General features: G+C 74.6%; 8 protein-coding genes. 3 read left to right on the top strand and 5 right to left on the bottom strand.

Annotation, left to right across the window (positions count from 1 at the left end; translation table 11 throughout):
- Positions 1-167: 167 nt before the first annotated feature.
- Both E1193_RS24635 and E1193_RS32085 read right to left on the bottom strand, forming a co-directional pair.
- Positions 168-3,053, bottom strand: a complete 2,886-nt coding sequence (locus E1193_RS24635; RefSeq protein ID WP_243707868.1) for a helix-turn-helix transcriptional regulator — start codon at positions 3,051-3,053, stop codon at positions 168-170.
- Positions 3,054-3,199: 146 nt separating this feature from the next.
- Complete coding sequence (locus tag E1193_RS32085; RefSeq protein WP_165945816.1) at positions 3,200-3,367, bottom strand: hypothetical protein; 168 nt, start codon at positions 3,365-3,367, stop codon at positions 3,200-3,202.
- 198 nt (positions 3,368-3,565) lie between these two features.
- On the opposite strand from E1193_RS32085, the gene E1193_RS24630 reads away from it, so the two are divergent.
- The gene (locus E1193_RS24630) at positions 3,566-4,255 is read left to right on the top strand and encodes a DUF4191 domain-containing protein (RefSeq protein ID WP_132185561.1); all 690 of its coding nucleotides are present in this window, start codon (positions 3,566-3,568) and stop codon (positions 4,253-4,255) included.
- Positions 4,256-4,368: 113 nt separating this feature from the next.
- Here E1193_RS24630 and E1193_RS24625 read toward each other — a convergent pair whose 3' ends face one another.
- Positions 4,369-4,773, bottom strand: coding sequence for an RDD family protein (locus tag E1193_RS24625; RefSeq protein ID WP_243707867.1), 405 nt, complete (start codon positions 4,771-4,773; stop codon positions 4,369-4,371).
- Positions 4,774-5,064: 291 nt separating this feature from the next.
- Between E1193_RS24625 and glnA the strand changes: the two genes are divergently transcribed.
- Positions 5,065-6,489 (top strand): type I glutamate--ammonia ligase, encoded by a 1,425-nt coding sequence (gene glnA, locus E1193_RS24620; protein WP_132185560.1) that lies wholly within the window; start codon positions 5,065-5,067, stop codon positions 6,487-6,489.
- 210 nt (positions 6,490-6,699) lie between these two features.
- Here glnA and mptB (E1193_RS24615) read toward each other — a convergent pair whose 3' ends face one another.
- Positions 6,700-8,172, bottom strand: coding sequence for a polyprenol phosphomannose-dependent alpha 1,6 mannosyltransferase MptB (mptB, locus tag E1193_RS24615; protein ID WP_132185559.1), 1,473 nt, complete (start codon positions 8,170-8,172; stop codon positions 6,700-6,702).
- 14 nt (positions 8,173-8,186) lie between these two features.
- A complete protein-coding gene (gene mptB, locus E1193_RS24610; RefSeq protein ID WP_207922849.1) occupies positions 8,187-9,587 on the bottom strand; it encodes a polyprenol phosphomannose-dependent alpha 1,6 mannosyltransferase MptB in 1,401 nt (466 codons plus the stop codon).
- Positions 9,588-9,631: 44 nt separating this feature from the next.
- Here mptB (E1193_RS24610) and E1193_RS24605 point away from each other — a divergent pair, with 44 nt between their 5' ends.
- Entirely contained in the window at positions 9,632-11,194 is a 1,563-nt protein-coding gene (locus E1193_RS24605; protein WP_132185557.1) for a hypothetical protein, read from the top strand.
- Positions 11,195-11,551: the final 357 nt, after the last annotated feature.

Genomic DNA, 11,551 nt, shown 5'->3' with positions numbered 1-11,551 from the left:
CCCATCGACCCCGGATGTGCCGATGGTGCGGTGTCCACCCGCCGGGACACCCCTGCCCGGCGCAAACGGACATGATCAGCCGGCCAGCCGGCCAGTCGGCCAGTCGGCAGCCGGGCCGGGCGGTCGATCGGGCAGCCGGGCCGGGCGGTCAGTCGGCCAGCCGGCGGTCAGTCGGGCCGGGTGTCGTCGAGCAGGCCGAGGCGGTGGGCCACGGCGGCGGCCTCCACACGGTTGCTGACGCCCAGCTTCGCGATGATCCGGGAGACGTGCACGCTCGCCGTCTTCGGCGAGATGAACAGCCGCTCGGCGATCCGGCTGTTGCTGTGCCCCTCCGCCACCAGCCGCAGCACCTCCCGTTCCCGGGCGGTGAGCAGCTCCGTGCCGGCGCGGGCGCCCCGCAGCCCCACCCGCCGGGCCAGGGTGACCGCCTGCTCGCCCAGCGGGGTCGCGCCGAGCCGCCCGGCGATCACCACGACCTCCTCCACCGCCCCGGCGACCTCGTCCCGCTCCCCCGACGACGCGGCCGCCTCGGCCAACCCCAGCAGCGCCCGGCCCAGGGCGTACGGCTGGCCATCGGCCCGCCAGGCCCGCACCGCCTCCCGCCAGGCCGGCAACGCCCGGTCCCCGACCGCCAGCAACGCCGTGACCTTGGCGGCGTGCGCCCGTTCGGCCGGATAACGGGCGGGCAGGCCGGCGGCGATCCCGGCCACGGCGTCGGCCAACTCCCGGTCGGCGAAGCGGGCCGCGGTGCGGGCGGCGGCGCTGAGCACCGGCCAGCCCTCACGCGGCAGGTGCGGCAGCCGGTCGTCGGCGAGCGCGGCGCGGGCCGCCCGGGCGGCCTCGACCTTGTCGTCGGCGGCGAGCGCCGCCTCGACGTGCAGCTCGTGCAGCGGCAGCCGGTGGTTCGGCCACAGGTACGGCCGGGCCAGGAACCCCAGCGCCCGGCCGACCAGTTCGTCGGCGCGGGGGTGGGCGCGGGCCAGCCACAGCCTGGCGCGCAGCTGGAGCCAGTGCAGCCCGGACACGCCGGGCGGGTCGATCCGGGCCGCTTCGCCGCAGGCCGCCTCCGCCTCGTCCCAACGACCCAGGGCGAGCAGCGCCTCGGCCTGGTTGGACAGCAGGTACGCCCCGCCCGAGCGGCTGATCCCGACCCGGCGGGCCTCGACCACCCCGGCGGCGGCGGCCTCGGCCGACTCGGCGTACCGGCCCAGCTCGAAGAGCACGTCGGAGAGGTGCACCAGCGCGCTGACCAGCGCGGGGGCGTTGTCGTCGGCCCGGGCCAGGGCCTCCGCCCGGCGCAACTCGGCCAGCCCGAGGTCGGGCCCCTTGTCGGCCCGGCAGAGCAGGGCGATCCGCGCGGGCAGCAGGGCGCGGTCCGCGCCGAGCGCCTCGGTGAGCGTGCCCACCTCGGCGGCGACCGTGGCGGCCAACTCCGGCTCGACCTTGGCCAGGTGGGCCGCGACGTCGGCGAGCAGCCGGACCCGCTCCGGGCCGTCCGGCACCCCGGCCGCCAGCCGGTACGCCTCGCGCAGCTCGGCGCCGCCGTCGCTCTTGCCGAGCAGGGCCAGCAGCCGGCCCCGCCGGTCGAGCAGCCGGGCGGCGCGCAGCGGCTCGACCTCGCGGTCGACCTCGGCCAGCGCGGCCCGCGTCAGGGTGACCGCGCGGCCGTAGTCGCCGGCCGTGGTGGCGGCGTCGAGGGTCGCCTCCAGCACCGCCAGGTGGTCCATGCCGAGGCGGTCGGCGGCGTCGGGCACCAGCTCCCACAGCTCCAGCACCCGTTCCAGCAGCCGGCTCTGCTCCGCGTACGCGTACCGGTCGGCGGCGGCGCAGGCGGCCGCCCGGGCGGCGAGCAGTGCCCGGGGGTGGTCGTGGGCGGCGTACCAGTGGTGGGCGGTCTCGGCCGGGGCGCGCCCGGCGGGAACCAGGTGCGGGTGCGCCTCGATGGCGGCGGCGTACCGGGCGTGCAGCCGGGCGTGCTCGCCGGGCAGCAGCTCGTCGTGGACCGCCTCCCGGACCAGCGCGTGCCGGAACTCGTAGCCCTCGTCCGAGTCGGCGACGACCAGTTGGGCGGCGACGGCGGCGCGCAGCGCGTCCTCCAGCTCGGGCTCGGGCAGGCCGGCGACCTCGGCGAGGAGCTGGTGGGAGAAGCGGGTGCCCCCGGCTGCGGCGATGCGCAGCACCCGCTGTGCGGCGTCGGGAAGCCGATCGACCCGGGCGAGCAGCAGGTCGCGCAGGGTCTCCGGCAGGGTGGCGCAGCCCACCGGGTCGCCAGCCGCTGCCAGTTCCTCGATGAAGAACGGGTTGCCCTGGGTGCGGGTGTGCACGTCGTCGACGGCCCGGGCGGGCGGCTCGGCCCCGAGCAGGTCGGTGAGGATCGCCGCGGTGCCGTCCCGGTCGAGGCGGCCCAGTTCGATCCGTTCGACGCCGCGAGCCCGGTCCAACTCGGCGAGGAACGGCCGCAGCGGGTGGCCCCGGTGCAGCTCGTCGGTGCGGTACGTGCAGACCAGGAGCACCCGGGCGGTGCGGGCGGCGCGGACGAGGAAGCCGATCAGGTCGCGGGTGGAGCGGTCGGCCCAGTGCAGGTCCTCGATCACCAGCACCAGCGGCTGGACGGTGGCCAGCCGGTGGAACAGCTCCCCCACCAGGTCGAACAGGTAGCCCCGAGGGGCGTCGGAGAGCGCCGGAGCGGGCGGCGCGGCGATCGCGGCGGAGGTCCGGGCCAGCTCCGGCAGCAGGCGGGCGAACTCCGGCTCGTACCCCTCGAAGACCGCCGGGCCGTCGCGGCGCAGCACCTCGCGCAGCGCTGCGGCGAACGGCGCGAAGGGCAGCCCGGCCTCGCCCAGCTCCAGGCACTGGCCGACGAGGAGCCGGTTCCCGCCGGCGGTGACCAGGGCTCCGAACTCGTCCAGCAGGCGGGTCTTGCCGACCCCGGCCTCACCGCCGACGAGAACGGTGCTGGGCTCGCCGGCCCGCGCCCGGGCGAAGGCGGCGCGCAGTGCCCCGAGTTCGTCCTGACGGCCGACGAGGACGGTGCTGGCGGCGCTTAGGGTCACGGCTCCGAGGATGCCATGGGCTCCGCCGGCACCGTGCCCACCCACGGGCCCGGCCGGTCCGGGCCCGCCGGTTGGTCCCGGGTCGACGGCCGGTTCGACGGAGTGGCCCGGGACAACCGGCGCGGGTGCGGGTGCGGACACTGGGGTCACCGGCGGTCGGCGTCGGTACGACCCGGGCGCTGCCACCGATCACGCCAGCGGCCGTGCCGGCGCGGCAGGGCCCGGGCGAGGCGGGCCGCCGCGGCGTCGGCCCGCAGCTCGGCGGCGTGGGCCCGGTGGAGGTGGAGGAGGAACTCTGCGTCGTTGCCGAACATGTCGGACTCCCTGGGACAGTCGTTCGTCTGCTGACCTCGACTCTTCGCCGGAAGGTGCCCCGAGGGCATGGGTGCGCCGCCTGATCTTCGCTCCCGCAGCCCTCCTTACCGGGTGGGGAAACGGCCACTGAGGCGACGTAAGGTACTCAGCCGGCCTGCGGATCATCCGGGCGTGCGGCGACCACTAGACTCGGCGGCATGGCGAAACCCCAGGAGAAGGTCTCGTTCGGCCAGCGGCTGAAGCAGATCGGGATGGTGTTCCGGTTCACCGCGAAGCAGGACCGGTGGTTCGCGCCACTGGTCGCCGCGGCGGTGCTGATCCCGCTCGCGCTCACCGTGGTCGCGGTGCTCCTCTGGGGCTGGCTCTGGTTGCCGCTGGGCATCCTGGTCACCCTGCTCGCCGTGCTGATCGTGCTCAACCTGCGGTCCAACGCGGCGATGATGAACGCCGCCGAGGGGCAACCCGGGGCCGCCGCCCAGATCATCGAGAACATGCGCGGCGACTGGCGGGTCACCCCCGCCGTCAGCTCCACCACCCAGATGGACATGGTCCACCTGGTGATCGGCCGTCCCGGGGTGATCCTGCTCGCCGAGGGCAACCCGCAGCGGGTGCGCGGCCTGCTCGGGCAGGAGAGGCGCCGGCTGGCCAAGGTGATCGGCAACGCCCCGCTGCACGACTACGTGATCGGCCAGGGCGAGGACGAACTGCCGATCCGCAAGCTACGGATGACGCTGATGCGGCTGCCGCGCGCCCTCAGCGGCAAGGACGTCAACTCGCTCGACAAGCGGCTCAAGGCGCTCACCGCCCGGCCGCAGATGCCCAAGGGCGCGATCCCGAAGAACATGCGGCCGCCGCGCGGCGCGTACCGCCAGTCGCGAGGCCGCTGACCCGAGGTCGTACGCCGGCGAGCCGGGCCCGTTCGGGCCCGGCTCGTCGCGTTTGCGCGCCCGGCACGGGTGGACCGGCCGCCGGCACGGGCGAGCCGCTTGGGCGTCGGCGATCAGGCGGCGCGGGGGGCGTCGGCGATGACCGAGCCGGTGAGGCGGTCGTGCAGGCCACGGCGGTGCCCGTCCATCAGCAGTGCGGGCACGACCAGGGCGAGCAGCAGGCCGCGCAGCAGGGCCCGGATCAGCCCGACGCGGCCCCCGTCGACCCAGGACAGGCAGCGGATCCTGGTGATCCACATCCCGGGGGTCTGGGCGAAGAGCCCGAGGAAGAAGCCGTACTCGGCGACCAGCACCAGCACCGGGGCCCAGCCGTCCCGAAGGGGGTCGGCGAAGAAGTTCGACACCATCAGGCAGAGCACCCAGTCGATCACCAGCGCGCCGAAGCGACGCCCGAGGCTGGGCGGGGTGAAGGACGGGTCCGTGGCGGGTGGCGCCGGAACGGCGGCGGGGTTGCTCACAGCGATCAAGGGTACCCAGCGGCTGTCGGTCACCGACGGTCACCGAGGGGCGTCGGTCAGCCGTCCCGGGCCCGGACCGCCGCGGGTCGGAAAACGGGCTATTTGCGTCAAGAGGCGCTACACTGCCCCAACCGGTATCGTCCGAACGGCGGCCCGGTGGCGACTGAGCGGCTCAAATGACGCCTCGCCAGCGACGTAACACGGCGGAAACAGAGGAGACACGGCCGGGCAACCGCGCGGTCATACCGTCGCCAGAGCCCAGCCACCGGAGTGGACGTGCCAGGAGGACGTGTGTTTGCCAATCCCGAGGAACTCCTGCGATACCTCAAGAACGAGGACGTAAAGTTCGTCGACGTACGTTTTTGTGACCTGCCCGGCGTGATGCAGCACTTCAACCTGCCGGTGGAGTCCTTCGACGACAGTGTCTTCACCGACGGCCTCGCGTTCGACGGCTCGTCGATCCGCGGTTTCCAGGCGATCCACGAGTCGGACATGCTCCTGCTCCCGGACGTCGCCACCGCGTTCGTCGACCCGTTCCGGGCGCAGAAGACCCTCGCGCTGAACTTCTTCATCCACGACCCGTTCACCCGCGAGGCGTACTCCCGGGACCCGCGCAACGTGGCGAAGAAGGCCGAGGCGTACCTGGCGGCGAGCGGCATCGCCGACACCGCCTACTTCGGTGCCGAGGCCGAGTTCTACATCTTCGACTCGATCCGGCACGAGACCTCCGCCCACCAGTCGTTCTACTACATCGACTCGATCGAGGGCGCGTGGACCTCCGGCCGCGAGGAGGCCGGCGGCAACCGCGGCTACAAGACCGCGTACAAGGGCGGCTACTTCCCGGTGCCGCCGGTGGACCACTACGCCGACCTGCGCGACTCGATCGTGCGTCGCCTGGTCGACGGCGGTTTCACGGTGGAGCGCTCGCACCACGAGGTCGGCACCGCCGGCCAGTCGGAGATCAACTACAAGTTCTCCACCCTGCTGCACTCCGCCGACCAGCTCCAGCTCTTCAAGTACATCGTGAAGAACGAGGTCTGGGCCAACGGCAAGACCGCCACCTTCATGCCGAAGCCGCTCTTCGGCGACAACGGCTCCGGCATGCACACCCACCAGAGCCTGTGGCTGAACGGCGAGCCGCTGTTCTACGACGAGACCGGCTACGCCGGCCTGTCGGACACCGCCCGCTGGTACATCGGCGGCCTGCTGCACCACGCGCCGTCGCTGCTGGCCTTCACCAACCCGACGGTCAACTCGTACCGCCGGCTGGTGCCGGGCTTCGAGGCGCCGGTCAACCTGGTCTACTCGCAGCGTAACCGCTCCGCCTGCACCCGCATCCCGGTCACCGGCAGCAACCCGAAGGCCAAGCGGGTCGAGTTCCGGGTTCCGGACCCGTCCAGCAACCCGTACCTCGCCTTCTCGGCGATGATGATGGCCGGCCTGGACGGCATCAAGAACAAGATCGAGCCGCCGGCGCCGATCGACAAGGACCTGTACGACCTGCCGCCGGAGGAGTGGGGCGACGTCAAGCAGGTGCCGGGCTCGCTGCCGGAGGTGCTCGACGCGCTCGAGGCCGACCACGACTACCTGCTCGACGGCGGCGTCTTCACGCCGGACCTGATCTCCACCTGGGTCAGCTGGAAGCGGGCCAACGAGGTCGACCCGGTGCGTCTGCGCCCGACCCCGCACGAGTTCGCGATGTACTTCGACTGCTGAGCGGTCGTCGAGGCACGTTCCACCGGCCGGGCCGGCTCCGCGTACGCGGAGCCGGCCCGGCCGCTTCGTTTCGGGCTCCGACCCGGCCACGTCCTGCCGGCTCCGGCCCGGTGTGGTCGACACGTCTGCCGCAAGCGGCGGTGTCCTGGGGACGGGACAGCGCGATCTGCCGCAACCGTGTACGGCCGCCGGACGGCGCCGGCCCCAGGGTCAGTCGCTCAGCGCGTGAGCGCGGGTGGGTCCCCGACGTAGGGCCCTGGCGACCAGGGCCACCACCAGCGCCGTCATCAGGATCGCGCCGGGCGCCTTGGTGTACCGGGCCAGCGAGGTCCCGTCCGGCAGGGTGAGGAAGGCGGCGACGGCGCTGGGCAGCGTGAACCAGACGGTCCGGGATGCCGAGACGGCGAGGACCAGCAGCGGCCAGGTCGCGTACCAGGGGTGGAAGACGGGAGCGAGGGCCACCGTGGCGGCCAGCGCAGCACCCGCGCCGAGCAGGCCCACCCGGAGGCGGGCCACCGCGAACCGCCGGACCCGCGCTCGTACGTCGCCCCGCCGGCGCAGCGCCGACCAGGCCCGCCACCAGAGCACCGCCAGCAGCGCCGCCAGCAGCACCAGTCCCACCACCCGCGCCGCCGGCACCGCCCCCGGCTCCCGCCCGGCCAGCGCGCCGAGATAGTCGACGACGAAGCCGACCGCCGTCGGCGGCGAGGTCCACTGCTGCGAGTCGCCGCTGTGGGCCAACCCGCCGACCCACCCCAGACCCAGGCCGGACACGGCGGAGGCGGCCACGAGCGCGGCCACCATCCCGCCGGCCACCAAGCCGCCGTCGCGCAGCAACGCCCGGACGGTGTACCGGCCGCGCACCGCGACCAGCGCGGCGAACGGCAGCACCACGACCGCCGTCGCCTTCACCGCCACCGCCAGGCCGAGCAGCACCCCGGCTGCCAGCAACGGCCGCGCCCCGCCGGACGCGCGAACCAGCACCAGCAGGCCGAGCAGGAGCAGGCCGAGCATCACCGCGTCGTTGTGCGCGCCGGCGACCAGGTGCATCCCGACCAGCGGGCTGGCCAGCCCGAGCCAGACCGCCCGGCGGGTGGGCACCCCGCACGCCCGGGCCAGCCCCGGCAGGCAGAGCGCGGACAGCAGCACCCCGGCCAGGGCCAACAGCCGGAACAGGGCGACCGTGCCGGCCAGGCCCCCGCCGAGGGTGGCAGCCAACGCGGCGAGCAGCAGGAACAGCGGCCCGTACGGGGCAGGGGTGTCCCGCCACAACGGGGCGACGGAGTCGACCCACGGGCAGCCGGCCGCCGCCACGCCGACCACGTACGGGTCGTGCCCGGCGGCGTAGGCCCAGCCCTGGCAGGCGTACGAGTAGACGTCGCGGCTGGCCAGCGGCGGCGCGACCACCAGCGGCACCAGCCACAACCCGGCGGTGCGGTACGCCCACCGGGTCGACGGCGCGCCCCGCCGCAGCGCCCACCAGGCACCGACCATCAGCGCGGTGCCGAGCAGCCAGCAACCCAGCGCCGCCGGCCCACGCGGCATCCGCCACGGCTCGTGCGGCGGGACGGCCGGCAGTGCGCCGCCGAGCCACGCGGCGACCGTGACCAGCGCCGCGCCGGCGAACCCGGCCCAGCGGGCGGACCGGGCGCGGCCGTCGGGCGGCGGGCCGGGCTCGGTCACCGGCGGACCTCTCCTCAGTCGACGGGGGCCGGGCGGCGGGCCGCCCGAGCCGACCGTACCAACCGCACGGCGACCACGATCACCAACAGCGTCATCAGCGGCGCACCGGGAAACTTGGTGTACCGGGCCAGGCCGGTGCCGTCGGCCAGCACCAGGAACGACGAGACCAGCGCCACCAGGCTGAACCAACCGGTGCGGTGCGCGGTGGCGGCGAGCAAGGTCAGCGGCCACATCCAGTACCAGGGGTGGAAGAGCGGGGCCAGGGCGACGGTGGCGGCCAGCGCCAGCCCGGCGTGCCACAGCGGGTCCCGGGTGCGGGCCCGCCACCACAGCCACACCAGCAGCACCGCGAGCACCAGCACGCCGATCGCCCGGGTCACCGGCAGCGCGTCCACGTGCGCGCCGAAGAGCGCGGCGACGTACCCGACGGTCTGCCCGACCGCCGTGGACGGCGAGGTCCAGGCGACCACCAGGCTGCCCTGTTCCAGCCCGGAGATCCAGCCGAAGTTGAGGCCCGCGACCAGGGTCGCGCCGACCACCGTGACGAACGCTCCACCGACCACCGGGCTGCCGTCGCGCACCAACCCCTTGATCGAGTACGGTCCGGAGATCGCCGCCAGCGCGGCGAACGGCACCGCGACCAGCGCGGTGACCTTCACCCCGCCGGCGAGACCGAGCAGCACTCCCCCAGCCAGCAGCGGCCAGAAGCGGCCGGGACGGGACACCACCACGGCCAGCCCGGCGACCAGCAGACCCACCATCAGCGCGTCGTTGTGCGCGCCGGAGACCAGGTGCACCGCGACCAGCGGGCAGGCCAGCGCCAGCCAGAGCGCGCGGCCCGCCGGCACCCCGCAGCGGCGGGCCAGCACCGGCAGGAACGCGGCGGTCAGCCCGACGCCGACCACCGCGGCGAGCCGGAACAGCGCCATGCTGGCGTACAGCGACCCGGTTGTCTTGACGATCGCGCCGGAGAGCATGACGAACAGCGGCCCGTACGGCGCCGGGGTGTCCCGCCAGATGTAGGAGATGGTGTCCAGCCAGGGGCAGGGCAGCACCGAGACGCCGTGTTCGTACGGGCTGATCCCGGCCGCGTAGCTGGCGCCCTGGCAGGTGTACGCGTACACGTCGCGGCTGCCCAACGGCGGGGCGACCAGCAGTGGGATCAGCCAGAGTCCGGCGGTGACCAGCGCCCACCGGGCCGACGGCACCCGGTCGCGCAGCGTCCACCAGGCCCAGCCCATCAGCGCCGTGCCGAGCAGCCAGGCGGCGAGGATCAGTGGCCCGTGCCGGCCCTGCCAGATGCTGACCGGGGTGGGCCGCAGGTTCCCGTCGGGCAGCGCACCCCCCAGGTACGCGGCCACGGCGAGCAGGACGGAGCCGGCCAGTCCGACCCAGCGCAAGAGGTGGTGAGGCACATCGGACATGCTGCCAGTACCGTGGTCGCGGACCGGAGGTGGGCATGCGGCGCAGCCAGGTGGTGGCGGTTTCCGCCGTCTGCGCCACCGTGCTGGGCGGGGTGTGGCTGGCCCTGCCGCGGATGGGCTCGGACCTGTCCGCCCAGGTCGCCCGGTCGGACTTCTTCGCCACACACGGTCCCGCGCTGGTGGACCTGCGCTGGTACGCCGGCATCCACCCGCTCGGCTACAGCCTGGTGTCCCCCCCGGTGATGGCGGTGCTCGGCGTCCGGGTCACCGGCGCGCTCGCCCTGGTCGGGGCCGCCGCCGCCTTCGCCGCACTGCTGGTACGCACCGGAGTGCCCCGCCCGCTGCTCGGCAGCCTCGTCGGGGTGCTCACGATCGCCGGCAACCTGGTCTCCGGCCGGGTCACCTACGCCCTCGGGGTGGCGTTCGGCCTGGCCGCACTGCTCGCCCTGACCCTGCCGGCCCACGGTCCGCCCGCCGGTGGCGTGCCGCGCCGGGTGATCCGGCCGGTCCTGGTGCTGGCTTCGGCGTTGCTGGCCTCGGCGACCAGCCCGGTGGCCGGGCTGTTCGTCGGCATGGCCGGCGGGGCGCTGCTGCTCACCCGCCGGTACGCCGACGGCCTGTTACTCGGGGTGGCCGCCGCGCTGCCGCTGGGGGTGACCGGGCTGCTCTTCGGCGAGGGGGGTTGGATGAACATCAGCCGCACCGACACGGTCCGGGCGGTGGTGACCAGCCTGGTGGTAGCGGCGTTGGTGGCGTACCGGCCGGTGCGGGCGGGTGCCCTGCTGTCGGCGGCCGGGATTCTCGTGGCGGCCCTGGTGCACACTCCGGTCGGGTTGAACGCGACCCGGCTGGTGGTGATGTTCGCGCTGCCGGTGCTGGCCGCCGCGGCGCGGTGGGGCCGCAACCCGGCCCGGCCGGTGGTCCTGGCCGTGCTGCTGGCGGCGGTCTGCTGGTGGCAGCCGCCGGTGGTCGCCGCCGACCTGCGCGGTGCCGGCGACCCGACCACCGAGCGGGCCTTCTTCGACCCGCTCCGCGCCGAACTGGTTCGGCGAGGGCTCACCGGGCGCGTGGAGGTACCGCCGACCCGGGACTACTGGGAGGCCGCCCACCTCGGGGAGGTGCCGCTGGCGCGAGGGTGGCTGCGGCAGGCCGACATCGCCCGCAACCCGCTGTTCTTCAACACGGTGCCGGGGGCCGCCGGGACCGGGGTGCCGCTGACCGTCGACAGCTACCGGGCCTGGCTGGACGAGAACGCCGTGCAGTACGTCGCCGTGCCCGACGCCCCGCTGTCGTGGGTGGGTCGGGCCGAGGCGGAACTGGTCACGGTTGGGCTGCCGTATCTGACCGAGGTCTGGTCGGACGCCCGCTGGCGACTCTACGCGGTGGTCGACCCGACGCCGCTGGTCGCCGCACCCGGTGAACTGGTCCGGCAGGACGGCGCGTCGGTCACCCTTCGTACGACCGGAGCGGGCACGGTGCCACTGCGGGTCCGGCACAGCCGTTGGTTGTCCGCCTCCGGCGGGGCGACGGTCGCCGCCGACGGGGACTGGACGACGGTCACCGTGCCACGTGCGGGGACGTACACCCTGCGTGGTTGACCGCCCGCCGGACCGCGCCGGCCGGATGCCCCTGTCGACACTGACCGCACCCGCCCGGACCGACCGGCACCAGCAGGGCCCAACCGCACCGGTTGCCGCCGAAGGGGCGAGCACCGGTCGAGCCCACTATGGCACTTGAGTACGAATACGGGTCAGCAGCCCACCCGCCACCGTCGACGCCATCTCCTTACGAACGACGCCGAGCCCGGCAGGCACACCACGACCGGGGCGGCCCACCACCGGGGAGGGCGGCCGGTCGGGCGGTGCCGGGCTGTCGCCGACCGTGCACCTCCCGGTAGCGTCCCGGCCGCCACGGCACCCCCGGCGATGACTCACCTACGTACTCAGGTGCTGCAG

Origin of the sequence: Micromonospora sp. KC606 (genome assembly GCF_004348675.1) — a bacterium.
Classification (GTDB): domain Bacteria; phylum Actinomycetota; class Actinomycetes; order Mycobacteriales; family Micromonosporaceae; genus Micromonospora.
This window is presented reverse-complemented; position numbering and strand designations above follow the sequence as displayed.

Bases quoted from the DNA above. Each gene is read 5' to 3' on its own strand.
- E1193_RS32085 (WP_165945816.1), bottom strand. From the start codon at position 3,367: ATGTTCGGCAACGACGCAGAGTTCCTCCTCCACCTCCACCGGGCCCAC.
- E1193_RS24630 (WP_132185561.1), top strand. From the start codon at position 3,566: ATGGCGAAACCCCAGGAGAAGGTCTCGTTCGGCCAGCGGCTGAAGCAG.
- E1193_RS24605 (WP_132185557.1), top strand. From the start codon at position 9,632: ATGCGGCGCAGCCAGGTGGTGGCGGTTTCCGCCGTCTGCGCCACCGTG.